Raw genomic sequence first — 21457 nt, forward strand, 5'->3', positions numbered from 1 at the left:
GATGATCTATCCCGCCCCATCGCCCACCCCATCCACCCACCAGGAGTAACGCCACATGACCATCGTCCAGCAGGGGGCCATCAACACCACCGCCCAGCTCGTGCCCGATCTGCTCGTCCAGATCGTCCCGCCCTCCAACTACCTGCTCAACGGCGTGCCCACCAACGTGCTCGGTATCGTCGGCACGGGCACCTGGGGGCCGGTCAACAGCCCGACCGACGCCTCGGGCGTGACGGATGGCACCCAGCTCTTCGGCAGGCCGCAGGTGCGCAAATACGACCTCATGACCGCCGTGGCGGCTGCGGCACTCCAGGGGGCGAATGCCTTCAAGCTGGTGCGCGTGACCGACGGCACCGACACGGCCGCGTCGGGCAATCTGGCGCAGGGCGGCGTGGGGAGCGCCACGGTGGCGGCGGGCGGCTCCGGCTACTCGGTCGGCAACCAGATCAATCTCGCGGGCGGCGCGGTGCTGACCGTCGCCACGGTGTCTTCCGGTGCGGTGACGGGCGTGACGGTGACCACCCCCGGCTCCTACGGCACCCCTCCGGCCAACCCGGTGCCGCAATCCAGCACCAGCGGCTCGGGCACGGGGGCGACGTTCAACCTCACCTTCCCCACCGGCCTCACGCTCAACGCGAAATACACCGGAACCACCGGCAATGCGCTGGTCGCAACCTTAAACGTAGGCTCGGCGGCCAACAGCTACAAGCTGACCGTGTCGCTGCCCGGACTGCTGCCAGAGGTCTACGACAACATCACCGGCTCCGGCAACGCGCTCTACCAGGCCATCGCCGCCGCCGTGAACCTGGGCGCGAACACGCTTCGGGGCAAGTCGGAGATCGTCACCGCCTCGGCGGGCGCGGCCACGGGCGCACCGGCACCCTCCACCATCGCCTTCTCGGGCGGTACGGACGGCGCGACCACCATCACCTCGGCCACGCTCGTCGGCCAGGACATCATCCCCCGCAAGGGCATGTATGCGTTGCGCGCGACCGGCGCCAGCGTCGCCATGCTCGCCGACGCGGACGATTCGACGCAGTGGACGCTCCAGCAGGCGTTCGGGCTCTCCGAGGGCATCTACATGATCGCCACCAGCCCGGCCGGCGACACGATCTCCAATTTCGCCGCCACCATCGCCTCCGCCGGGATCGACGGCTATTCCGCCAAGGTGATGTTCGGCGACTGGGTCTACATCAACGACAACGTGAACGGCGTGACGCGGCTGATCTCGCCCCAGGGCTTCGAGGCGGGCAAGCTCGCGGCTTTATCGCCCGAGCAGTCCAGCCTGAACAAGCCGCTGAACGGGATCGTCGCCACCCAGAAGACGTTCGCCAACCAGAAATACAGCGGTGCCGAGCTGCAGGCGCTGGCCCTGGCCCGCGCCGACCTGATCACCAACCCGGCGCCCGGCGGCAGCTACTTCGCCGCCCGATTCGGCCGCAACAGCTCCAGCAACGCGGTGATCCACGGCGACAACTATACGCGGATGACCAACTACATCGCCTCGACGCTCAACGCGGGCATGGGGATTTACATCGGCCAGCTCCAGAGCGACACCACCCGCCAGCGCGCCAAGGCCACGATCGACAACTTCCTTCAAGCGATGTACGAGCAGGGGATGATCGAGGACTGGCAGGTGATCCTGGACAAGTCGAACAACCCGCCCAACCGGGTGGCGCTGGGCTACATGCAGGCGGACGTGAAGGTGCGGTATCTGTCAATCATCGAGTATTTCATCTGCAACTTGGAAAGTGGACAGAGCGTGCAGATCACCCGCTCCAACGCCCAGCCCGCCGCTTAAACCCATAAGGAGACCCCGCGATGCCAGTTAATTCCTTCACCATCGGCAAGGACATCAGCTTCACGCTGGTCACGTCCAAGGGCACGCTCGTCATCGACGGGCTGACCGAATACTCGATCAAGCCGAAGAATACCATCCTCAATCACAAGGACCTGAACGGCGAGCAGGAGCACGGCGTCATCCCCGACGGCTGGGACATCTCGATCAAGCTCGACCGCAAGAACCCCGCCCTCGATAACTACTTCGCCCAGGCCGAGGCCGACTACTACGCCGGGATCAATAACCCGGCGGGCACCATCATCGAATCGATCCAGGAGAAGAACGGTTCGGTCAGCCAGTTCCGCTACACCAAGGTCATCGTCGTGTTCGACGATGCCGGGGGCTACAAGGGCGACTCCCTCGTCCCCCAGTCCCTGATGTGCCACGCAACCCGCAGGATCAAGGTAGCATAAATGCCGAAAGTCACATTCCAGCCCCACCCGGAGGCCGAGACCCCGTCGCAATCCATCGTCAAGGCCGCGAACCAGGTCCTGACCGTCACCGATGCGCTTGGTCGAGAAATAGGCATCCGCAAGCTGAACGCGCTGGACCGGATCAAGATGTTCGAGGTCGTAGGCTCGGAGAACAGCAGCAATCAGGCCTACATGATCTACGCCAGCGCCGCCTGCCATGCGGCCAGCATCGACGGAGAGGCCGTATCCCGCCCGGCCACCCGGCTCCAGCTCGAAGCGTTGGTCAAGCGGCTTGACGAGGAGGGCATCGAGGCCATCCTGGGCGGGCTGCAGGAGCAGTATGCGGCGAAGGAAGCCGCCGGAGAATGACGCCGGAGATCGACAAGATCAGGGCGCTGGTCGAGAACGGCGAGCTGAACAACCGGCTCTACCTGGTCAAGAACAACGTCGATTTCGATGTGGCCTTCTCGCTCGAGGACCACCAGGTCACGGCCTGGGCCATCATCTTCGGCCGGATGGACGGCGGGGAATGGGACTGGGCATCAATGTCCTGGAAAACAGACAGATGAGTTCGTTCAGCTCCCTTGGGCATCTGGCCGCCCATTTCGCCGAGATCGCCTTGAAGCAGCATGAGATGGAGCACCACGCCCTCGAGAAAGTCGGCAAACTGGTCGAGAAACGCGCCAAGGCGAAGATCGGCGAGTACCAGGACGAGGCCGGGCCGTTCATCGCGTGGCCGGAGCTGGCGGATTTCACCAAAGAGGATCGCCTCAGGCAGGGGTTCAGCGAGAACGACCCCCTGCTCCGCACCGGGGCCATGCGCGACAGCATCGGGCACCAGGTCGCGGGCAGCGAGGTGCATGTCGGCTCCAACAGCGACATCGCCGTCTACCAGGAACTGGGCACGAGCAAGATCCCGCCCCGCTCCTTCCTCGGCGGCGCGGCGGTCGACGAGACCAAGAGAATCAGGGAAATCATCGGCGAGGAGGCGGTCGCCTCGCTCGTGGGGGAGAAAGTGTTCGGCGGGAAGATGAAGATCGATGTTTGACGCCTACAAGGTCGGGATCACCGTCGCGCTGACCAACAAGGTCAGCCAGGGGCTGATGCTGATCGGCCGCGACCTGGCCAAGACCGACGCGCAGGCGCTCAAGCTAAAGACGACGCTCAACCAGATCAAGCTGCTCGGCGTCGGCGGCGCCATTCTCGGCACGGCGGGCTATGCCGGGCTGCACGCCCTGGGCAAGACGCTCGAAGCCGCGAAGGAATACCAGCAGGCGCTGGGGCAGTTCAAGGCCATCGGCCTGGGCGACGCCATCAACAAGGACGCGGACAAGTTCGCTCGCGGCAGCTCCGTCATCGGGGCTTCCGCCACCGACCTGATCCGCACCACCCGCGACCTGCACACGGCGCTCGGCGATTATGACATGGCCAAGCAGCTCGCCCCGCAGGTGGCCCAGATGAAATTCGCCAACGAGGCGGTATTCGGCGCAAAGGGGATGGATTTCGGCCATGCACAACTCCAGGCCATGGAGAAGATCATCGAGATGAAGGGTGGCTTCCACGGCCCTGCCGAGTTCATGAAGCAAGCCGACATGATGCAAAAGGTCATATCGGCAACCGGCGGCATGGTGAAGCCCTCCGATTACCTCGCCTTCATCAAGACATCCGGCGTGTCGGGCAGGTTGCTCGATAACGAAAGCTTCTATTACGCCATGGAGCCCCTGATCCAGGAGATGGGAGGGAATCGCGTCGGAACCGGCACCATGAGCGCGTATAATAACCTCGCACAAGGGCGCTCTACGGTCAGGGCGGCCAAGGAGATGATGAAATATGGCCTGCTGGATCCCAGCATGGTCGAGTACAACAAGATCGGCACTATCAAACAAATTCGTCCCGGCGCGTTGAAGGGCATGGATGAATACACCTCCAATCCCTACGGATGGATGCAGCACACGCTGATACCCGCGTTGGCGTCGAAGGGCGTGACGTCCGAGAAGGACGTGCTCAACGCGATGGGCGCCATCTTCGGCAACCGCACCGGCTCCAGCCTGTTCAGCCTGATGTACCTCCAGCAGGAGAAGATCGAGAAGAACATGGGCATCAGCAAAGGGGCCATGGACACGCGCCAGCTCTACGCCCTCGCCCTCAAGACGCCCGACGGTGCGGAGAAGGCCCTCGGTGCGGCATGGGCCAACCTCAAGATTGCCATGGGAGAAAGCCTCTGGCCGATCATCATCCCCGGCATCAACAAGCTGGCGGACGGGTTGCGCTCGCTCGGCCAATGGGTCAACCGGCATCCTGTGCGTTTCGACTACCTGATCAAGGGATTCGCGGGGCTTTCGGCTGCTCTGGCCTTCGGGGGCGTGGTGCTCACGCTCGCCGCGGGATTCAAGGCCATGGGGCTTGCCCTTGGTGTGGCGGGCGGGACCGGTGGCGTCGTCGGCTCCATCGGGGCATTAGCCTTGAAACTGGGGCTCCTGAGCACCGCCGCATTGGCCGTGCTAGCCATCGTTGAGCATCAGAAAGTAGCGAATGAAATCGACGACTTCGCGCCGGGCATCGGCGACTGGTGGAATAAGGAAACGTCGAATATGCCGGAAGGATGGCTCAGGCGAGTGGTGCGTGGCGAGGGGACGAGCGCCGTACCGCCGCCATCCAAGAATGCTCAGGCAACCATCGAAGTGCAAGTGAAAGATCCGCATCAATTGGCCAGCGTTGTGACGCAAGTGCAATCCAAGTCCGCAAGCCGCCCCATGTCGAGCCCCGGCAGCTTCGATGGCCGGATGACCCCGATGTGGGGCGGCTTCTGATGCCCATCACCCTCACGCTCGGCGACGTCAGCTTCCGTGGCTTCGAAATCCCGGAGAGCATCGACTTCGGCGGCGAGCAGGCGCTCGTCGTCCACAAATTGCCCGGCGGCGCGCGCACCATCGACGCCATGGGCCGCGACGACCGGGAAATCCCCTGGTCGGGCCGGTTCCGGGGCTTCGACGCCGAGTCCCGCGCGAAACAGCTGGACGCCTACCGCATCGCGGGCGAGCCGCTCACCCTGACGTGGGGCGGGTTCCGCTACCGGGTGGTGGTGCGCTCGTTCGAGGCGAAATTCCACCAGCCGTTCGAGATCACGTATTCGATCACCGTCTGCGTCGCCGGCGACGACCTCAACCCGCCCCCTCCCCCGCCCGCCCTGAGCGATGACCAGATCGTGGACAATGACCTGCAAACCTGCTCGGAGATTAGCGAGGATATCGACGATCCGGAGGTCAAGGCCTCGGTCGGGAAGCTGTCGCGCAATACGAACCCGGACTTTTCCACCTTCGACGCCAATATGAAAGCGTACACGACGAACCTCGCCCTGACGGCCACCGGGGAGTCACAAGCCCGGACCGAGTCATCCCTGCCCGGCCTCGGCTCTTTCCTGCCCGGCGGCGATCCGCAAGACATCGCCGCCGGCCTGGGATCGCTCGCCCACGGCTTCGACCAGCTCAAAGACGTCCACCAGCTCAAGAGCGTGCTGGGCCAGGCCGCGAAGAATCTGGCCGTCTCCATCGGGCCGATCAAGACAACGACTTATGGCGGATAGCCAGCCCTGCCAGGCGTCGAGCCTGCTGGGGCGGATGGGGAAAAATCTGGGAGGGTGACTGCATGTGTCTTTGACTTTGCTGCACATCAGGCGTAGGGTGTGCTGCAAATTCCGAAGGAGCTGGAGTGTGAGTCTTTGCGATAACTGTTACAGCCCTGGCTCATGTTGCAAAAGCCTGCGACTCATCAGCGAAAACCCTGAAACAGGGGAGTTATACCCGAGGACTTTCTGGGACGATTCTTCCATAGATGAACAGACCAAGGATTGGGCGAACTTTCCGTTCACTCCCAATGAAAAGCTCAACACGTATACAGAAGAAGGATCAGGGCGAACCTACAGCGAGTGGAATTACAATTGCCGCAACCTTCTGCCATCGGGCAGGTGCGGCGATTACGAAAATCGCCCGGAGCTTTGCCGCATCTATGAACCTGCCAGCGATGGGCTTTGCGTTCACTATCAGGGCGCGGAAGGAACCGGCGAGGGTTTGTAAGCCGGATCTGTTGTTAATCTCATTTTGAACAGGCACTTCATTCATGAAAACCATAGCAGTCGGCGGGGGCAATCTGTACCAGATCGCGCTCCAGGAGCTTTCGGATGCAACCCAGTGGAACCGCATCGCCGAGGCCAATGGCCTGATCGACCCGGTCATCACGGGCATCATGACGCTCAAAATACCCCCGGTGGACAAGGACGCGGGCGGCGGGGTCTATGCCGCTTAGCCCCGCCCATCCCGGGGGCATCGTCCGCAAGCCGCGCCCGGAAGTCGCCGTGAACGGCGTGAGGCTGCCCGCCAGTGCCGTCATCTCCGTCGAGGTCACCAACTCCAGCCACTTCACCGCCGATACCTACCGCGTCCACCTCTCCATCTCCGGCCTGCCTCCTGCCTTTGGACCGGCCTACTGGGCGGAATCGCAGGATGACCTGGTCTCGGTCGCCGTTTCCATCGACGGCGGAATCCCGCAGCAGCTGATCCTCGGCCAGGTGGACGACGCGGAGATCGACCTGGTGGGCCGCACCATCTCCCTCACGGGCCGCGACCTGTCCAGCCGCTTCCTCGACGCGAAGACCGCCGAGAAGTTCCAGAACCTGACCGCCTCGGACATCGCCCTGCAGCTCTCGCTCCGCCAGGGCCTCGACGCGGACGTGGTGGCGACCTCCGCGCGGGCGGGCACCTACTACGAAATCGACCACGCGGTGCTCACCCGCGAACAGACCGAGTGGGACCTGCTCGTCTACCTCGCCGAGAGGGAGGGCTTCGACGTCTGGGTTTCGGGCACCACGCTCCATTTCCGGCCCGCCCCGGTCGAGGCCAGCACCCCCTATGTCCTGTTCTGGTCGGAGCCAAACGCCTTGGATGGCGGCACCTTCGCCAGCAACGCCACCGATATCCGCCTGCAGCGATCGCAGACCCTGGCCAAGGACATCATCGTGATCGTCCGCAGCTGGAACCAGAAGCAGCAGAAGGGCTTCAGCGAGAAGGCCAGCGCCTCCCAGGCGAAGGGCCAGCGGCGCGGCGGCAAGGCGCAAGTCTACACCTTCATCCGGCCGAACCTCACGCCAGACCAGGCGCTCGCCTTGGCAAAATCCCTCGCCGAGCAGATCACCCGGCACGAGCGGCTGCTCTCGGCCAGCCTGCCGGCCGACAACATCCTGTCCACCCGCACCATGGTGCAGCTGGTGGGCACGAATACCGCCTTCGACCAGCTCTATTACCCGGACACCGTGACCCGCCGCCTTTCGATGCAGGAGGGCTACCGCATGGAGCTGCGGGCGAAGAACCACTCCACGCTCAGCGACGTCGCCCTATGATGCACGAGATGCTCAACATCGCCCGGCGCGAGGCGGAGCGGGTGATGGCGCAGCGCTCCGGCGTGCGCATCGGCGTGGTGACCGGCTACGACCCGGAGAATTACTGCGCCAAGGTGGAGATCCAGCCCGAGCGGGTCGAGACCGGCTGGCTGCCGATCAGCACGCCGTGGAGCGGAAACGGATGGGGCGAATACTGCCCCCCGACCCCGGGCGACGTGGTGGACGTGCATTTCCAGGAGGGCGGCAAGGAGGCCGGGTTCATCGGCAACCGCCACTACGGCGACCGGTTCCGGCCATTGGCCGTGCCCTCCGGCGAACGCTGGACGGTGCACCAGTCGGGCAGCTGCCTGAAGTTCCACAACGACGGCAGCGTGGAGATCTCCTCTCCGACGCGGATCGCATCGACCGCGCCCCGCTGGGACCACACGGGCGAGTTCAACGCGACGAGCTTCTATGCGCAAGGCGTCTCCGCCATCGCCGACGGCACCTACCGCACGGGGCTCGGGCTCTCGCAGGACGGATATATCACGACCAAGGGCGGCATGATCGTCGCCATCATCGAGGCGCAATGACCACGCTAAAGACATATATCGACGAGATCCCGGAGATGATACCCACGTCGGTGGACCAGCTGGAAGGCGTCGGGGCGCTGGCGAAGATGAACTCCGTCAGCCTGTCCGGCGCGGCGATCACCGGGACCCTGCCGCCGTCGAAGCTGAGGAATTTCACCGGGGATGTGACGGGTTCCGGCTATAACCTCACCCTGTCCAGCAGCGGGGTCACGCCGGGGACATATACCAACGCCACCCTGACCGTGGACGAGAAGGGGCGGGTCACCTTCGCCTCCGGCGGTTCATCCGGCGCAGTCGCCAGCGTATTTGGGCGCACCGGGGCGGTCACCCCGCAATCCGGCGATTATTCCATCGGGCAGATCACCGGAGCCGGGGCGCTTGCATCGCTCGGAAGCATCGACCTGGGCGGAGAGAACGCCACCGGGACGCTCGCGGCCGCGCGATTGGGCGGCTTCACGGGGGATGTGTCCAGTTCGGGCTACGCGGTCACCATCGCCGCCAATAAGGTCACCTATGGGAAGATCCAGCAGGCTTCCGGCGGCACATTGCTCGGAAACCCCACGGGATCGGCCGCCAATGTCCAGGAAATCGCCATAGGGGCCGGGCTGGCCTTCTCCGGCTCTACGCTAGCCGCCACCGGCACGCCGACCGTGGAAGTGACCACCTCGCCCTACCAGATGGCGCCGAACACCCGCTACATCGTCAACATGCCCACCCTCTGCACCCTCATCCTGCCCACCACGGCGGCGCAAGGTTCATCCATCCTGATCGACGGCAAGGGCGCTGGCGGGTGGAAGGTGGCGCAGAATGCGGGTCAGGCCATCCACACCTATTCCGACACCACGACCGGCACGGCCGGCTCGCTCTCCTCCTCGTCCCGCTACGACAACGTGGTGCTGGTCTGCATCACCGCCAACACCGAATTCGAGGCGACGGCGCGCAACGGCAGCCTGGTGATCACATGACCCAGTTCCTGCTCGCCACGCCCAACGGGATCGTCTTCCGCAACAACGACGCGGTGAGGGTCTCGAATACCGCGCTCGAGACCACGCTCCTCGCCGGGCAGCTCTCGGCCGGGATGCTGTCGATGAACAACCGGGTCAAGTTCACCCTCATCTGCTCCCTGAGCACCGCCGCCCTGCTCCCGGGAACCCTGACAATCCGGGTGAAATACGGCTCGGGCGTCCTGACGCTCGGCGGCGGGGCGCTGGCATTGCTGGGAGGTGCGACTAATACGCCGTTCAAGGTGACGGGGCGCATCGCCAACAAGGCGAACGCCGCCAGCCAGATCGCTTACGGGGAGATCACGCAGGCATCCGGGGGGCTGACCTTATCGCAGCCGGTCAGCCAGCAGGTCGCCAATTTCTCGGTGGATTCCACCCTTACGCAGAATGTGGCCATCACCGCCCAGTTCAGCCTGGCGTCCGCGTCCAACATCCTCACCGTGCAGGATTTCGAGATGGAGATCAGCTGATGCCCGACGCCGCGCACTACTTCAGCTACGACCTGGCGCTCTCCGCCACCGGCGACCTGCTGGTCGCGGACGGCCTGGAAGAGAGCAAGCAGCGCGTCCTCCGCAGGCTGCTCACCAACATCCGCGACTACCTCTGGCAGCCGGGATACGGCGCTGGGCTGCCGTCCTACATCGGCCAGCTCCTCGACGAGGCGGAGCTGGGGGCCCTCATCAAGGCGCAGATGTACCTGGAGGCGAGCGTTTCGCACGATCCTGAGCCGGTCGTCACCTTGCGCGCCATCCCCAACGGGATCTCCGCCCAGATCCGCTACACGGTGGCCGCGACCGGGCAGGGTGCCTACCTGAATTTCGACGTAACCCCAGACAACGGATAGCGGATGGCCCTGACCACCTACAATTTCACCCGGCTGGTCTCGAACATCGCCACCGCCATGCAGGCCTCCGCGTCCGCCTCGCTCGATTTCACGCCCGGCTCGGTGCTCCGCGCCCTCTGCGAGGCGATCTCCGGCACCGTCCTCTGGCTCCAGGCGATTATCCTCCAGCTGCTCACGCTCACCCGGGCGGCGACCAGCAAGAATGCCGACCTCGACAGCTGGATGGCCGATTACGATTTCACCCGGCTCCCGGCGAGCTATGCCACCGGGCAGGTGACGTTCTCCCGGTTCACGCCCACCCAGCAGGCGGTGGTGCCGATCAACGCCTCGGTGCAGACGGCGGACGGCTCGCGGCGCTTCTTCGTCACGCTCGACGCCGGTAACCCGGCCTACAATCCCTCGCTCGGCGGGTATGTGCTGGGGGCGGGGATCGCCTCGGTTTCCGTGCCGGTGCAGGCCGTGGACGCGGGCATCGGCGGGAATGTGCTTGCCGGCTCGATCGCCGTGCTCTCCACCCCCATCCCCGGCGTGGACACGGTGGCCAACGGCGTGGCCTTCGCCAACGGCATCGACGCCGAGTCCGACCCGGCTTACCGCGCCCGCTTCGTGCTCTACCTGGCCTCGCTCTCCAAGGCCACCAAGACCGCGATCCGATACGCCGTCACCAGCTTGCGCCAGGGGCTCGCCCTGACCATCACCGAGAATTACGACTACGCGGGCAATTACCGCCCGGCCAGTTTCTACGTGGTGGTCGATGATGGCACCGGCTACCCCTCCTCCGACCTCCTGACGAATGCCGGGAACGCCATCGAGGCGGTGCGGGCGGATGGCATCACCTTCGCCGTGTTCGCGCCCGCCGTGGCGACGGCCAATGTCGGCGTGACGGTCGCGACCGCCCCGGGCTACGATCACAACGACGTGGTGGGCGCCGTCGGCACGGCGCTCACCCGGTTCATCAACGCCCTGCCGCTGGCCACCGGCCTGCCCTACACGCGGCTGGCCAGCGTGATCTACGGCGTGCCCGGCGTGGTCAACGCCTCGAGCATCCTGCTCAACGGCGGCACCGCCGACCTGGCCGCGGACCAGAAGACCAAGGTGCGCGCCGGCACCATCACGGTCGCCTGACGATGGCGATCGGCGACAAGAACGACTTCCTCTCCCGCATCAAGGCCCTGCTGCCTCGCGGCTGGTTCGGCGACGAGACCCCGATCCTCGACGCCGTGCTCTCGGGCATCGGCAAGGCGCTGGCGGACGTCTACGGCCTGATCGGATATGCCCGGCTGCAAACCCGCATCGCCTCCGCGACGGACGGCTTCCTCGACCTGGTCTCGCTCGACTTCTTCGGCGACACCCTGCCCCGGCGCAACGGCGAGTCGGACGGCGCGTTCCGGCAGCGGATCAAGGCCCAGCTGCTCCTGGAGAAGGGCACCCGCCGCGGCCTGGTCCGCGCGCTGGAGATCCTCACCGGCCGCACGCCGCTCGTCTTCGAACCCGCCCGCCCCGCCGACACAGGCGGCTACAACGCCGGGGTCATGGGCTACAACCTGGCCGGGGCCTACGGCTCGCTCGCCCTGCCCGCGCAAATCTTCGTCACCGCCTACCGCCCGATGGGCGCGGGCGTACCGAACGTCGCCGGATACGGGGACCCGCAAGGGGCCTACAACACCGGCAGCCAGGTCCAGTACGCGAGCCGCGACATGATCGCGGGCGCCGTCACGGACGAGGACATCTACAAGGCCATCGACGGCGTGATGCCCGCGGGCACGACCGCGTGGAGCCGGATACTCAGTTAACCCCAACCCACAAGGATTTCCATGGTCGATAGACGCATCATCTACCCGGGTTCCATCCCGCTCGACACCGACCAGCTCCAGCAGAGCCAGGACACGATGGTCGCGCTGGGCTACCTGGCGCAGGCCATCCTCGGCGTCTCCACGTTTGTGGACGGCCTGGCCTGCATCCCCACCACCCCGGCCAGCCTCGGCGTGCTGGTGACCACAGGCTCCATCTACGCTTTGCAGAACCTCGAGTCATCCTCGTACGGCAGCCTGGCGGCGGACACCACGCACCAGATCGTCAAGCAGGGGATCATCAAGGGGGATACCGCGTTTTCCTGCCCCGCGCCCGCCACCTCCGGGCAATCCGTGGTCTACCTGGTGCAGGCGCAGTACCAGAACATCGACGGCGGCTCGACAGTCCTGCCCTATTACAACGCGGCCAACCCTTCCGTGCCCTACAGCGGCCCGGCCAACAGCGGCACCGCACAGAACACGGTGCGCCGCGGCGTTTGCGTGCTCAACCTGAAGGTGGGGGTGGCGGCCACCACGGGGACGCAGGCCACGCCGACGCCGGACGCGGGCTATACCGCCCTCTATGCCATCACGGTGGCCAACGGGCAGAGTACCGTGACCAGCGGAAACATCGTGCGCGTGGCGGGCGCGCCGTTCCTGGACAACAAGCTCGCCGTCCTGGCACCGCTGGCCAGCCCTGCGTTCACGGGCACGCCGACAGCCCCCACGCCCGCCTTGGGCGACCTGTCCACCCTGATCGCCACCACGGCGTTCGTGAAGAATTTGAGCGCCAGCTCGCTCACTTCGCCCGGCTATCAGAAATTCCCGAACGGGCTCATCATGCAATTCGGGACGGCCTTCTCGGTAGCGGCGGGCAACCACGTGGATGTCACCTACGCGGTCGCCTTCCCCACGGCATTCCTCGGCGGGTTCACCACCGCCCTGATCGATTCGGATTCGACCAGCGGCAGCTTCAGCACCGGCTTCAGCAACACGCTCCTGAACCCGAAGACGCAGGCATCGATCCGCAACCTGAGCCCCAGCGGCTCCTTCAACATCTCCTATCTAGCACTCGGGTATTAATATGATCTATTTTTCCAAGGCGACCGGCGGATTCTACCGCGACGACATCCACAGCGAGATCCCCGGGGACCGGGTGGAGATCACCGAGGAGCAGCACCTGGCACTCCTGAAGGCGAATTCGGAAGGCAAGGTGATCCGGGGCGATGAGGAAGGGTTTCCCGTCGCCGTCGAACCCGCTAAGCGGCCGAAGACGACGCGGCAGCAGATCGCGGAGCTGGAGGCGGCGATCACCCCGCGCCGCATGAGGGAGGCCGTCATGGGGACGGACGGCGGATGGCTCAAGGCGCAGGAAGGCAAGATCGCGGCCTTGCGCAAGAGGCCGAAGCCCGAATCCGCTTCCAAATAGAAATGAACACGTGATATATTGTACCGGAACGACATGGAGAGCCCCCACGCAATGGAACAGACCGACCTCTCCAACATCATCTACCGCCTCGATCAGGTGGAGAGGATGCAGAACGCCCATACCGCGCAGAATGTGGAGATCCGCGTCGAGCTAGGGAGCGTGAAGACGGAACTCGGCGGCGTGAGGGAGCAGGCCAAGGCGCACAGCGAGGCGAGCACCAAGGCCATCGCCGAGCTGAAGCAGCAGTTCACCGACACGCTCGTGACGACCCAGACGCTGATCGCCAACACCGGCAGGGAATTGCAGCTCTCCATCGACAAGATCATCTCCGCCCTCGACCTGGACAAGGACGCGAACGCCGGGCGGTCGCTCCGCAGCAACCTGGATTTCCTGAGCAGCTTGAGGGCCGGGCACCAGGACACGATCACCTGGACGAAGCGCGGCCTGATCACCCTCATCCTGACGGGGGTGGGTACGATCATCATCATCGGCGCCAAGAAGGCGTTGACCCAATGAGCACCAGCCATGGAGGGGGCCGACCCATGACAATCACCAAGAAACGCGCCGGTACCAAGCGGTGAGGACGAACGAGGCGGGGCTCGCCCTCATCAAACGGTTCGAGGGGTTCCGGTCCAGGCCCTATAAGTGCCCGGCCGGCGTCTGGACGATCGGGTACGGGCACACGCGAGGCGTCACAGCCCGCACACCCCCGGCCACGATGGAGCAGGCGGAGGAGTTCCTTCGCCTTGACCTGGCCGATTCCGAGCGGATCGTGGGCAATTTCACCCGCGCCGTCCTGAACGAGAATGAATTCTCGGCCCTGGCCAGCCTGTGCTTCAATATCGGCTCGGGAAATTACCTCAAATCCACTCTCCTGGCCAAGCTCAACGGCGGCGACCGCATTGGCGCGGCAAATGAGTTCCCCCGCTGGAACCGGTCGAACGGGGCCATTCTCCCGGGGCTCGTGAGCAGGCGCGCCGCCGAGCGTGAACTCTTCCTCCGGCCGGTCGCATGACGGGCCGCTGGCGGGAGTTCATCGAGGACGACGACGGGCGCGGCAGCTCCACCCGGCTGTCCATGGTCTACGGGATCGCGGTCGGCAGCTTCGTGGTCGTCTGGCTGACCGTCCACGCCACCCTCAGCAACGACATCTTCCTCACCTTCATGCTCGCCAGCGGCGGCGTCTACGGCTTCGGCAAATGGCGCGAGAGCCTGGTGCAGCAGGAGCAGATCAAGGCCGATTCGCCCAATCCTCCGCCGGTCATCGTGCCCCCGGTCGCGGCGCCGGGCCCGACCACCGTGATCCAGGTGGGGCCGGGCAAGCCGGAGGCGGTGAAGGACCTGAACGTGAAGGCGGAGGGCGATCTGAACGTCACCACGCTGGGAGAGAATCGATGATGCTCCGCATCCTGGGCTGGGCGTGGGGCAATCGCATACTCGTGCTTGCCTGTGCGGCCATCGGGGTCGTCTACTTCCTCGGCAGGCACCACGGGGGCGTCGCCGTGCAGGCCCGGTGGGACATTGACAGGCCATTGGAGGAAGCCCGCATTCGCAAGGAAGAACGCGAGCATTGCGCGAAGAATCAGAAAATCACGGAGGAAACCAGCCATGGCTACCAGGAGAAGCTTACGGATCTCAACGCTCGCTACGATGCTGCTATTAAACGCCTGCGCACGGGATCAACCCCAGCCCGCGTGCCAACTCCCCCCGCTCCCGACGGACGTGATGCAACCGCCGGAGGTGACGGACTTCCTGAATCCGGTGGAGCGGCTGATCTACTCGCCCTCGCCCGAGCCGCCGACAAGCAGACGGCCCAACTGATCGCCTGCCAGGGGTTCATCAGGAGGACGTGGGATTCCAGATAGATACTTTATACGCCCCGAGCTACCGTGATGTTACCGCCTGAAAGCGGCCACCATCAGAATGGAGATCGCCATGACCGACACCAACAAAACCAAGGAAAACACCGGCAACGAAACCCAGGTCACCAACCCCCTGCCCGCAGGCCAGGTGCAGCGTGTGGATGGAAACGGCGACAACGCCGGGACCATCGACACCAACGACACCACAAAGCAGTAGCTTCCGACGTCAAATCGAGATAATAAAGGGCGGGCCTCCGGGCTCGCCCATCTTTTTGCGTTCAGGAATATGAACCTCTCCCCCGACCAGATCAACGGACTCGCCCGCAAGACCGACGACAAGAAAATGTCCATGGTGCTGACCGGCATCTCGGTCGCCATGGTAGCGATGATGGCCCTCAAGGAGTTCCACGGCCTGATGCGCGAGGTGAACCGGCAGGAATGGGACGAGATGCACCGGGAGCGCGGGCGGGGGCGTTAGTCTTCCAGTTCGACCTTTGTGCCGTCCGGCAGCTCGACAATGCCCGCATCGGCGTTCACCGTTTTTATGTACTCGAACAATCCGTGTGGATCGTTGTCGCCCTCGATCACCAGCTTCAAGATATCGCGTGTCCAATTGATGGGGCAGGTGTGTTCCTCGTACAGAAACTGCTTGCTCTTGACATCGCCGCCATACGCCATCGCTTTCACAATCAGGTAGAGCGGGTGCTGTTGCGGAGGCATCACCAACACGTCGAATACGGGAATATCCCTCTGGCTGTCGTCCACTTCAAGTTCGATATCATTGGGCGAGTTGATCCTGCCAGTGAATACCGCGCCGCAATCGTCGCAATGCCACGGACCAAAGTTGTACGGTATGCGGCCGCCGAACAGGTGACAGACCCTGTACTCCGAGATGCCGCACGCCGGACATTTGATGTAGATGTGCTTGATGATTGCGGCTTGCATTCGGCGATCATAGCACGGAAATTGGTTCGCGCAAGCTCTCATATTCCGAGGGGAGGAAGCGTCAGGCCCGCAACGAGTCGATGGCCTTCCAGACGTCCGCCCTGCCCCGCTCGTATTCGGCGGCCATGTCGGCGGCGGTGTAAGCGGCGGCCTTGATCGGGAAGAATGCGGGCAAATTGTTGACGCTGACGGTCGCCTTGCCCGACGGGGAGTTGATGGTGACCACATCGTTGTAGCCCGTGCCCAGCCTCACCTTGTTCACCGAGTCGTAGATCGGCTCCTCGCGCCACATGACCAGCCCATACTCGCCCTCATCCATCTGATACAGGAAGTATTTGTGCGAGGGCTTCAGGCCTTCAAGCGTCACTTCCAGCGGTTTGCAATCAACCTTCTTGGCCTCCCTGAAGACATCCGCGATATTCTTCAACGCGATCGCCGACGGCTTGGCCGAATAATCCGAGCGGTACAGTCCCCAGTTCTTCTCCTTGTCCGCGTCCCCGGTCTTCTGGTCGAACAGCTCGAAGATCCCCAGCAGCGGGTATCCCATGGGGAGGAACGAGCAGACGGCCTGCGCCAGGTAGATGGCCTGCGCCTCCTCGCTGACGCCGCTCTGCGTCGTGTCCAGCTTCGCCGGGGTGGTGTGGTAGCCGAACTCGGTATGTGCGACCGGTTTCGTTCCCGTGAGCTTCGCCAACCCGCCGATGTGGTCGAGGCCGAAGGACGGAGTCTGCTTGTTCTGGGGGTAGGTGTGGGCGTTGAGCAGGTCGCAGGCGTCCGACATGTCGCCCAGATCGTCGTAATGCCCCTCCGCATCCTCCCAGCCCGCCCCGAGGCTCATGTTGATCACCGGGAGCTTGCCCTTCCACCCAGCGTACATCTCACGCTGGAGGGCTTGCGTGCGCGCGATGCTGTTGGGCGTGAAATATTGCTTCCCGTCCACGATGTACTTCCCCGTGGCGTAGTCGCTGTCCTCCTCGTTGCCGCCCTCGAGGTAGGCGAGCAGCCCGGCCTTGTGGAGGGCGGTCGTGTTCCGGTAGGACTGGAGCATCCACTCCACCTGCCCCTGCATCTGGTAGGCGATGAACCGGTTCCCGCAGGCTGCGGCCACGTCCGCCCAGAGCTTCACGCTCGACGGCTCGTAGCAGCAATCGCGGTGGAGGGGGAAGCCCAACTCCTTGGCGCAGGCGATGGCCTTGGCGCGATCGGCGGTGTAGGGGGTGTTGGCGAAATCCCAGTGGGTGTTCACGGCGAGGCCGTGATAGAGGTCGTAGGCCGAAAAAGCTTGCATGATACGCCGCCCGAGTTGTTCGGGGCGGATGGTAGCACGCGGGGCTGAAAGCGCAAGGGTTTTCGGGGGGCGGAGCGGGCACCGGCCCTACCGCGTCATGATCCGCTCGGATAGGATGGGCTCGCCAAGCGCATAGAGTACCCGGGCGAGGTTACCCCATGGACTCGATCGTGATCGTGATCGTGCCGATCTTCATCGGCATCGTGGCCTTCGCCATCCTGCTGCAAATCCTGAGGGGCCTCGCCGGGTGGATGCACAACAACAGCCTGCCCCGGCTCGACGTGCCCGCCCGCGTGATCGCCAAACGCGAGGAGGTCAGGAGCCTGGGCCCGCATTCCCATCACCACGTCAGGACCCGATACCACGCCACGTTCGAGCTCGACGACGGGCGTCGCTTCGAGTTCCCCATGGATGGGAGGGAATATGGCGTGCTCATGCAAGGAGACGAGGGCACGCTCAGCTATCAGGGCACGAGGTACCACGGGTTCCAGAGGTGAATTGGCGCGATAGGAATGGTCCCTCGCCCTACACCGCAACCACGCACTCCGGCCCGTCATACTTCGGACTGTTGACCGCCTTGCCGACCGGGTAGCCCATCATCAACTCGGGCGGCAAGGGCTTCAAAAGCCCCATCAGCTTGTCGGGCGTGGCCTTGGGATCGAGCCACGCCTGGTAATCCTCGCGTTGCAGGATCACCGGCATCCGGCCGTGCGCCACCTCGACCACCTCGTTCGCCGTCGTGGTGATCAGCGCGCAGGTCTCCAGCTCGTCGTGCCACGAGTCCCAGATGCCCGCGAAGGCGAACGGGCCGCCGTCCTTGAGGCGGAAGTGGTGCGGCACTTTGGGCGGGCCCGGGGCCCACTCATAGAAACCGTCCGCCGGCATCAGGCACCGCTTGTGCCGGAATGAGCCCCGGTAGGCGCTACTGGTCGCCACCGTCTCGCACCGGGCGTTGATGTTCGAGAACTTGACCGTCGGCTCTTTCGACCAGCCCGGCACGAAGCCCCACTTCAGGATCTTCACCGCGTCCGCCGTGATCGCGGGGACCGGCTGGGACGGGGCGATGTTGAAGCGGTGGAGTTCGGGCAGGTCGACGCCGAAATGCTCGTCCAGCTCGGCTTTCGGGGTTTTCAGGGTATAGCGGCCGCACATGGGTGTCTCCTGTCCTTGTCGTTTGGGAGCATTTCACCAGAAGGAAGAGCCGGCGGCGAGATGACTTTGTGCCCGCTAGAACCGGCTCTTCGACCAGACCCCGTGGGCATAGGCGGGTGGGCACTTCGTAATCCTGATCCCGTTCTCCACGACCACGGTCGTCTTGCCGAGCGTCTCGTAGCTCTTCAGCATCCGGTACATGGCGTGGCAATCACCTACGGATCGGCGGACTTTCCTCGCGATGACCTGCGTCACGCCATCTTCGCCGGCCAGTTCCAGGAGCTTCGCCTTCTCATCCTCGGTCCATGGCCTACGCCGATCCCTCAAGCCCCGCTTGCCGTCGGCAGCGGGGCTTAGGCTTCCCCCGATGCTGCCGCTGCCTCCTTGCCCGCGATCCGTTCCCTGACTTCCCTGACCTTCCGATCGATGAACACATCCAGCTCGGCCACCGTCACATCGTAGTCACCGGCGATCTTCTCGCGCTTGCTGCCCTTCCCCAGCATCTCCCGGATGTCCGGCCAATCGCTATCGTGCAGCTGGTTATCCTCGCGCTTGCCCGCCCAGCCGGGATGGTCGATCGTCAGGCGATGGGGCAGTGGTGACTCGACCAGGGGCGTTGGCTTGGCGAGAGATACCCGGGGCAAATCCGGCTCACTGGCTTGCTCGCTCGACTTGCCGTTCTTGACGATGACCGGCCGGGGTTCCGGCACGATCGGCTTCACGGCAGGCTCTCCCCCGCCGCGTCGTTGCATAAGCCCGGCAGCCTGCCTGGCCCGCATTCTCTCCGCGGCCGCAGCGCGAGCTGCCTGCGACCATTCCTGGCGTTTCTTCTTCGTCGATTTGTCCGCGGGCAGGTTCGCCCTGGCTTCGAGGAAGGCATCGATTTTGGCCTGGTCCGACAATTCTTCGCGGGCCGCGAGGGGCTCCTCCGCTGGCTCAGGTTCAGGCGCGAGTTCGATGGCAGGCGACGGTACTATCTCTGGATAAACGATCTCTCGCGATGGCTCGATCGAAACCACCTGCTCGGCAGGAGCCGGGAGCGATTCGACCCGTGCCATCAACTTCTCCGCAGCCTCGGTGACGAGCCGGACGGCTTCGAGGGCATCGGATGCGAGAGTGCTTTGAGTTGCGGCGGCGTACAGCGCATCCGCGGCGACGATGATCTCCGACGGGGCGTTCTGCCCGGCGAGGTATCCCTTCAGGATTCCATAGTGAAAGACGGGCACGGCAACAGCATTCATAATTCCTCGCAAACACACCCTGGCGCAGCCGCCGCTGATTGTTTGCGACAGACCGGCGGCGGCCGCATAAGGGCACTGATGGTGAAGGATGTGGCCTGTCGCATCCCCCGACCATAGCGACCCGATCTGTTCGCGCAAGCATTCTTTTCGCTTGCAATGCTTGCATTATGCAATTATCTTCCCCGCCACCAGGGCAGCCATGCCAGGCCGGAATCAACCGCAACTGCATATCGAGGCGAAGAGATGAAAAACAAGATGAACGACCTGAACGACCACCTCTTCGCCCAGCTCGAGCGCCTGAGCGACGAAAACCTCGGCCAGGAGGGACTGGAGCGGGAAGTCCAGCGCACCACCTCGATCGTGAGCGTCAGCGAGCAGATCATCAACAACGCGCAGGTGGCTTTGAATGCAGCGGGGTTGATGGCGAAACACGGGGTCGGAAATTGGGAGAACGTGCTGCCCAGCGTTGAGGGCAAGCCGAAGCCTCGCGCGATTCCCAATTACAGCGACGAGGAAGCGTAGGTGGGCAAGGCGATTGCCTACTCCGATCGAGAACTGGCCTGGATCGAGCGACACCGCACCCTGCCGCGCAAGGAGGCCCACGAGCTCTTCTGCCGGGAGTTCGACCGCGCCGACGTGACGCCCGATCTCTACAAGGCGCTATGCACCCGCAAGGGCTGGTCGACGGGCCGCACCGGGCGGATCGAGAAAGGCAACGTGCCCTGCAACAAGGGCAAGAAGTGCGAGCCCGGCAAGGGCGGCAACCACCCGAATGCGCGAAAGTCGCAGTTCAGGAAGGGGCAGGAGCCGCACAACACGCACTACCTCGGCCACGAACGGGTGAGCAAGGACGGCTACGTCGAGATCAGCATCGACGAGGTGAACCCGCACACCGGGTACGGGCGTCGCTACGAGTTGAAGCACAAATACCTCTGGGAGCAGCTGAACGGCAAGGTGCCCGAGGGGATGTGCCTCAAAAATCTGGACGGCAACCGCCAGAACACCGACCCGGCCAACTGGGTGCCCGTACCGCGAGGGGCATTGCCCTTCCTGAACGGCCATCGCGGATACGACTACGACCAGATGCCGGATGAGTTGAAGCCCGCCGTCCTGGCCCTGGCAAAAGTGAAGCACGCGAAAAGCAAAGCAGCGAAGAAGGCGAAAGTACGATGACCCCCACCGAAAACCTGAATGAGGTCGCCACGCGGCTGAACGACCCGCACGGGCGCGGCGGCAAGACCCGCCTTGCCCGCCTCCTGAAATGGGACTACAGCACGCTCTGGCGTAAGCTGAACGGCAAGTCGGCCACCACCCATGCCGACATCACGGCGGCGAAGGCAGCCGCAGCGAAGGCCAACCGCAAGCGCAGCGGGGCGCGGTGACCAAATACGATTCCCACGTCGAACGCGTGCTCGCCTCGCGCGCCAACAGGCCGTCGCGTCACCAGTCGATGCTGCCGATGTTCGGCGAGCCGCCGCCTCCCAGCTTCATCCACCTGGTCGAGCCGGCTCATCCTGCCCCTCCCGAATCCACCCCGCCGGGGCCTTCCTCCGCGACCGTACCTCCCCAGCCGTCCGCATCAAGCTTGCAGCCGGGGCCCCTCGCCCCAGCTTCGCTTGACACGCCCGTCGCTGCGTCGGTTGATCGCTCCGGCGTAAGGCCCCCGCTGGCGGGGCTTCGAACGA

Annotated in this window: 33 protein-coding genes; 28 read left to right on the plus strand and 5 right to left on the minus strand. The window is 64.3% G+C overall.

What is annotated here, in order from left to right; translation table 11 throughout:
* The first annotated feature begins 55 nt into the window (after window positions 1-55).
* From TA3x_RS02330 to TA3x_RS02445, 24 genes are all read left to right on the plus strand, one after another.
* Entirely contained in the window at window positions 56-1801 is a 1746-nt protein-coding gene (locus tag TA3x_RS02330; RefSeq protein WP_435018492.1) for a phage tail protein, read from the plus strand.
* 20 nt (window positions 1802-1821) lie between these two features.
* On the plus strand, window positions 1822-2253 hold the full coding sequence (locus TA3x_RS02335) for a hypothetical protein (protein ID WP_435018493.1): 432 nt from the start codon (window positions 1822-1824) through the stop codon (window positions 2251-2253).
* Window positions 2254-2622 (plus strand): hypothetical protein, encoded by a 369-nt coding sequence (locus tag TA3x_RS02340; protein WP_435018494.1) that lies wholly within the window; start codon window positions 2254-2256, stop codon window positions 2620-2622. It begins immediately after the preceding gene.
* Entirely contained in the window at window positions 2619-2822 is a 204-nt protein-coding gene (locus TA3x_RS02345; RefSeq protein ID WP_435018495.1) for a hypothetical protein, read from the plus strand. Before TA3x_RS02340 ends, TA3x_RS02345 begins: the two co-directional genes overlap by 4 nt.
* Window positions 2783-3301: an HK97-gp10 family putative phage morphogenesis protein gene (locus TA3x_RS02350; RefSeq protein ID WP_435018496.1), complete on the plus strand. Its 519-nt coding sequence runs from the start codon at window positions 2783-2785 to the stop codon at window positions 3299-3301. Before TA3x_RS02345 ends, TA3x_RS02350 begins: the two co-directional genes overlap by 40 nt.
* Window positions 3294-5063, plus strand: a complete 1770-nt coding sequence (locus TA3x_RS02355) for a phage tail tape measure protein (RefSeq protein WP_435018497.1) — start codon at window positions 3294-3296, stop codon at window positions 5061-5063. Before TA3x_RS02350 ends, TA3x_RS02355 begins: the two co-directional genes overlap by 8 nt.
* Window positions 5063-5836, plus strand: coding sequence for a hypothetical protein (locus tag TA3x_RS02360; RefSeq protein WP_435018498.1), 774 nt, complete (start codon window positions 5063-5065; stop codon window positions 5834-5836). The genes TA3x_RS02355 and TA3x_RS02360 overlap by 1 nt, the downstream gene beginning before the upstream one ends.
* Window positions 5837-5963: 127 nt before the next feature.
* Complete coding sequence (locus TA3x_RS02365; RefSeq protein ID WP_435018499.1) at window positions 5964-6326, plus strand: YkgJ family cysteine cluster protein; 363 nt, start codon at window positions 5964-5966, stop codon at window positions 6324-6326.
* A gap of 43 nt (window positions 6327-6369) precedes the next feature.
* Window positions 6370-6555 (plus strand): hypothetical protein, encoded by a 186-nt coding sequence (locus tag TA3x_RS02370; protein ID WP_435018500.1) that lies wholly within the window; start codon window positions 6370-6372, stop codon window positions 6553-6555.
* Complete coding sequence (locus TA3x_RS02375; protein WP_435018501.1) at window positions 6545-7645, plus strand: phage late control D family protein; 1101 nt, start codon at window positions 6545-6547, stop codon at window positions 7643-7645. Before TA3x_RS02370 ends, TA3x_RS02375 begins: the two co-directional genes overlap by 11 nt.
* Complete coding sequence (locus TA3x_RS02380) at window positions 7642-8217, plus strand: phage baseplate assembly protein V (RefSeq protein ID WP_435018502.1); 576 nt, start codon at window positions 7642-7644, stop codon at window positions 8215-8217. Before TA3x_RS02375 ends, TA3x_RS02380 begins: the two co-directional genes overlap by 4 nt.
* A complete protein-coding gene (locus TA3x_RS02385) occupies window positions 8214-9182 on the plus strand; it encodes a hypothetical protein (protein ID WP_435018503.1) in 969 nt (322 codons plus the stop codon). The genes TA3x_RS02380 and TA3x_RS02385 overlap by 4 nt, the downstream gene beginning before the upstream one ends.
* Window positions 9179-9691, plus strand: coding sequence for a hypothetical protein (locus TA3x_RS02390; protein WP_435018504.1), 513 nt, complete (start codon window positions 9179-9181; stop codon window positions 9689-9691). The genes TA3x_RS02385 and TA3x_RS02390 overlap by 4 nt, the downstream gene beginning before the upstream one ends.
* A complete protein-coding gene (locus TA3x_RS02395) occupies window positions 9691-10065 on the plus strand; it encodes a phage tail protein (RefSeq protein ID WP_435018505.1) in 375 nt (124 codons plus the stop codon). The genes TA3x_RS02390 and TA3x_RS02395 overlap by 1 nt, the downstream gene beginning before the upstream one ends.
* A 3-nt stretch (window positions 10066-10068) precedes the next feature.
* The gene (locus tag TA3x_RS02400; RefSeq protein WP_435018506.1) at window positions 10069-11190 is read left to right on the plus strand and encodes a baseplate J/gp47 family protein; all 1122 of its coding nucleotides are present in this window, start codon (window positions 10069-10071) and stop codon (window positions 11188-11190) included.
* Window positions 11191-11192: 2 nt separating this feature from the next.
* The gene (locus TA3x_RS02405) at window positions 11193-11858 is read left to right on the plus strand and encodes a hypothetical protein (protein WP_435018507.1); all 666 of its coding nucleotides are present in this window, start codon (window positions 11193-11195) and stop codon (window positions 11856-11858) included.
* A gap of 21 nt (window positions 11859-11879) precedes the next feature.
* Window positions 11880-12938 (plus strand): gp53-like domain-containing protein, encoded by a 1059-nt coding sequence (locus tag TA3x_RS02410; protein ID WP_435018508.1) that lies wholly within the window; start codon window positions 11880-11882, stop codon window positions 12936-12938.
* Window position 12939: 1 nt separating this feature from the next.
* Window positions 12940-13284 carry a hypothetical protein gene (locus TA3x_RS02415; protein ID WP_435018509.1) on the plus strand — a complete coding sequence of 115 codons (345 nt, stop codon included), beginning with the start codon at window positions 12940-12942 and terminating at the stop codon, window positions 13282-13284.
* Window positions 13285-13335: 51 nt separating this feature from the next.
* Window positions 13336-13800, plus strand: coding sequence for a hypothetical protein (locus TA3x_RS02420; protein ID WP_435018510.1), 465 nt, complete (start codon window positions 13336-13338; stop codon window positions 13798-13800).
* A gap of 61 nt (window positions 13801-13861) precedes the next feature.
* Complete coding sequence (locus tag TA3x_RS02425; protein WP_435018511.1) at window positions 13862-14299, plus strand: lysozyme; 438 nt, start codon at window positions 13862-13864, stop codon at window positions 14297-14299.
* Window positions 14296-14682 carry a hypothetical protein gene (locus TA3x_RS02430; protein WP_435018512.1) on the plus strand — a complete coding sequence of 129 codons (387 nt, stop codon included), beginning with the start codon at window positions 14296-14298 and terminating at the stop codon, window positions 14680-14682. The genes TA3x_RS02425 and TA3x_RS02430 overlap by 4 nt, the downstream gene beginning before the upstream one ends.
* Complete coding sequence (locus tag TA3x_RS02435) at window positions 14679-15149, plus strand: hypothetical protein (RefSeq protein ID WP_435018513.1); 471 nt, start codon at window positions 14679-14681, stop codon at window positions 15147-15149. The genes TA3x_RS02430 and TA3x_RS02435 overlap by 4 nt, the downstream gene beginning before the upstream one ends.
* A 70-nt stretch (window positions 15150-15219) precedes the next feature.
* Window positions 15220-15363: a hypothetical protein gene (locus TA3x_RS02440; RefSeq protein WP_435018514.1), complete on the plus strand. Its 144-nt coding sequence runs from the start codon at window positions 15220-15222 to the stop codon at window positions 15361-15363.
* A 69-nt stretch (window positions 15364-15432) separates the two neighbouring features.
* A complete protein-coding gene (locus TA3x_RS02445; protein WP_435018515.1) occupies window positions 15433-15624 on the plus strand; it encodes a hypothetical protein in 192 nt (63 codons plus the stop codon).
* Here the strand turns inward: TA3x_RS02445 and TA3x_RS02450 are convergent.
* Together TA3x_RS02450 and TA3x_RS02455 are read right to left on the minus strand one after the other, a co-directional pair.
* The gene (locus TA3x_RS02450) at window positions 15621-16091 is read right to left on the minus strand and encodes a hypothetical protein (protein WP_435018516.1); all 471 of its coding nucleotides are present in this window, start codon (window positions 16089-16091) and stop codon (window positions 15621-15623) included. The genes TA3x_RS02445 and TA3x_RS02450 overlap by 4 nt on opposite strands.
* A 61-nt stretch (window positions 16092-16152) precedes the next feature.
* Complete coding sequence (locus tag TA3x_RS02455) at window positions 16153-17379, minus strand: hypothetical protein (RefSeq protein ID WP_435018517.1); 1227 nt, start codon at window positions 17377-17379, stop codon at window positions 16153-16155.
* A 158-nt stretch (window positions 17380-17537) separates the two neighbouring features.
* On the opposite strand from TA3x_RS02455, the gene TA3x_RS02460 reads away from it, so the two are divergent.
* Complete coding sequence (locus TA3x_RS02460; protein ID WP_435018518.1) at window positions 17538-17876, plus strand: DUF2500 domain-containing protein; 339 nt, start codon at window positions 17538-17540, stop codon at window positions 17874-17876.
* A gap of 28 nt (window positions 17877-17904) precedes the next feature.
* On the opposite strand, the gene TA3x_RS02465 is transcribed toward TA3x_RS02460, so the two are convergent.
* The 3 genes from TA3x_RS02465 to TA3x_RS02475 all read right to left on the minus strand — a co-directional run bounded on the left by TA3x_RS02465 (window position 17905) and on the right by TA3x_RS02475 (window position 19910).
* Window positions 17905-18531 (minus strand): SOS response-associated peptidase, encoded by a 627-nt coding sequence (locus TA3x_RS02465; protein WP_435018519.1) that lies wholly within the window; start codon window positions 18529-18531, stop codon window positions 17905-17907.
* Window positions 18532-18606: 75 nt separating this feature from the next.
* Entirely contained in the window at window positions 18607-18858 is a 252-nt protein-coding gene (locus tag TA3x_RS02470) for a hypothetical protein (protein WP_435018520.1), read from the minus strand.
* Window positions 18859-18884: 26 nt separating this feature from the next.
* On the minus strand, window positions 18885-19910 hold the full coding sequence (locus TA3x_RS02475; protein WP_435018521.1) for a hypothetical protein: 1026 nt from the start codon (window positions 19908-19910) through the stop codon (window positions 18885-18887).
* 117 nt (window positions 19911-20027) lie between these two features.
* Between TA3x_RS02475 and TA3x_RS02480 the strand changes: the two genes are divergently transcribed.
* Genes TA3x_RS02480 through TA3x_RS02490 form a run of 3 tightly spaced genes read left to right on the plus strand, consistent with a single transcriptional unit; the run spans window position 20028 to window position 21154 of the window.
* On the plus strand, window positions 20028-20294 hold the full coding sequence (locus TA3x_RS02480) for a hypothetical protein (RefSeq protein ID WP_435018522.1): 267 nt from the start codon (window positions 20028-20030) through the stop codon (window positions 20292-20294).
* On the plus strand, window positions 20295-20945 hold the full coding sequence (locus tag TA3x_RS02485) for an HNH endonuclease (protein ID WP_435018523.1): 651 nt from the start codon (window positions 20295-20297) through the stop codon (window positions 20943-20945).
* Window positions 20942-21154, plus strand: coding sequence for a hypothetical protein (locus TA3x_RS02490; RefSeq protein ID WP_435018524.1), 213 nt, complete (start codon window positions 20942-20944; stop codon window positions 21152-21154). Before TA3x_RS02485 ends, TA3x_RS02490 begins: the two co-directional genes overlap by 4 nt.
* Window positions 21155-21457 lie beyond the last annotated feature (303 nt).

This window comes from Tundrisphaera macrotermitis (assembly GCF_051175315.1).
Taxonomy (GTDB): Bacteria; Planctomycetota; Planctomycetia; order Isosphaerales; family Isosphaeraceae; genus Tundrisphaera.

Bases quoted from the DNA above. Each gene is read 5' to 3' on its own strand.
- TA3x_RS02330 (WP_435018492.1), top strand. From the start codon at position 56: ATGACCATCGTCCAGCAGGGGGCCATCAACACCACCGCCCAGCTCGTG.
- TA3x_RS02335 (WP_435018493.1), top strand. From the start codon at position 1,822: ATGCCAGTTAATTCCTTCACCATCGGCAAGGACATCAGCTTCACGCTG.
- TA3x_RS02340 (WP_435018494.1), top strand. From the start codon at position 2,254: ATGCCGAAAGTCACATTCCAGCCCCACCCGGAGGCCGAGACCCCGTCG.
- TA3x_RS02345 (WP_435018495.1), top strand. From the start codon at position 2,619: ATGACGCCGGAGATCGACAAGATCAGGGCGCTGGTCGAGAACGGCGAG.
- TA3x_RS02350 (WP_435018496.1), top strand. From the start codon at position 2,783: ATGGGACTGGGCATCAATGTCCTGGAAAACAGACAGATGAGTTCGTTC.
- TA3x_RS02355 (WP_435018497.1), top strand. From the start codon at position 3,294: ATGTTTGACGCCTACAAGGTCGGGATCACCGTCGCGCTGACCAACAAG.
- TA3x_RS02360 (WP_435018498.1), top strand. From the start codon at position 5,063: ATGCCCATCACCCTCACGCTCGGCGACGTCAGCTTCCGTGGCTTCGAA.
- TA3x_RS02370 (WP_435018500.1), top strand. From the start codon at position 6,370: ATGAAAACCATAGCAGTCGGCGGGGGCAATCTGTACCAGATCGCGCTC.
- TA3x_RS02375 (WP_435018501.1), top strand. From the start codon at position 6,545: ATGCCGCTTAGCCCCGCCCATCCCGGGGGCATCGTCCGCAAGCCGCGC.
- TA3x_RS02380 (WP_435018502.1), top strand. From the start codon at position 7,642: ATGATGCACGAGATGCTCAACATCGCCCGGCGCGAGGCGGAGCGGGTG.
- TA3x_RS02385 (WP_435018503.1), top strand. From the start codon at position 8,214: ATGACCACGCTAAAGACATATATCGACGAGATCCCGGAGATGATACCC.
- TA3x_RS02390 (WP_435018504.1), top strand. From the start codon at position 9,179: ATGACCCAGTTCCTGCTCGCCACGCCCAACGGGATCGTCTTCCGCAAC.
- TA3x_RS02395 (WP_435018505.1), top strand. From the start codon at position 9,691: ATGCCCGACGCCGCGCACTACTTCAGCTACGACCTGGCGCTCTCCGCC.
- TA3x_RS02400 (WP_435018506.1), top strand. From the start codon at position 10,069: ATGGCCCTGACCACCTACAATTTCACCCGGCTGGTCTCGAACATCGCC.
- TA3x_RS02405 (WP_435018507.1), top strand. From the start codon at position 11,193: ATGGCGATCGGCGACAAGAACGACTTCCTCTCCCGCATCAAGGCCCTG.
- TA3x_RS02410 (WP_435018508.1), top strand. From the start codon at position 11,880: ATGGTCGATAGACGCATCATCTACCCGGGTTCCATCCCGCTCGACACC.
- TA3x_RS02415 (WP_435018509.1), top strand. From the start codon at position 12,940: ATGATCTATTTTTCCAAGGCGACCGGCGGATTCTACCGCGACGACATC.
- TA3x_RS02420 (WP_435018510.1), top strand. From the start codon at position 13,336: ATGGAACAGACCGACCTCTCCAACATCATCTACCGCCTCGATCAGGTG.
- TA3x_RS02430 (WP_435018512.1), top strand. From the start codon at position 14,296: ATGACGGGCCGCTGGCGGGAGTTCATCGAGGACGACGACGGGCGCGGC.
- TA3x_RS02435 (WP_435018513.1), top strand. From the start codon at position 14,679: ATGATGCTCCGCATCCTGGGCTGGGCGTGGGGCAATCGCATACTCGTG.
- TA3x_RS02440 (WP_435018514.1), top strand. From the start codon at position 15,220: ATGACCGACACCAACAAAACCAAGGAAAACACCGGCAACGAAACCCAG.
- TA3x_RS02445 (WP_435018515.1), top strand. From the start codon at position 15,433: ATGAACCTCTCCCCCGACCAGATCAACGGACTCGCCCGCAAGACCGAC.
- TA3x_RS02450 (WP_435018516.1), bottom strand. From the start codon at position 16,091: ATGCAAGCCGCAATCATCAAGCACATCTACATCAAATGTCCGGCGTGC.
- TA3x_RS02455 (WP_435018517.1), bottom strand. From the start codon at position 17,379: ATGCAAGCTTTTTCGGCCTACGACCTCTATCACGGCCTCGCCGTGAAC.
- TA3x_RS02460 (WP_435018518.1), top strand. From the start codon at position 17,538: ATGGACTCGATCGTGATCGTGATCGTGCCGATCTTCATCGGCATCGTG.
- TA3x_RS02465 (WP_435018519.1), bottom strand. From the start codon at position 18,531: ATGTGCGGCCGCTATACCCTGAAAACCCCGAAAGCCGAGCTGGACGAG.
- TA3x_RS02480 (WP_435018522.1), top strand. From the start codon at position 20,028: ATGAACGACCTGAACGACCACCTCTTCGCCCAGCTCGAGCGCCTGAGC.
- TA3x_RS02490 (WP_435018524.1), top strand. From the start codon at position 20,942: ATGACCCCCACCGAAAACCTGAATGAGGTCGCCACGCGGCTGAACGAC.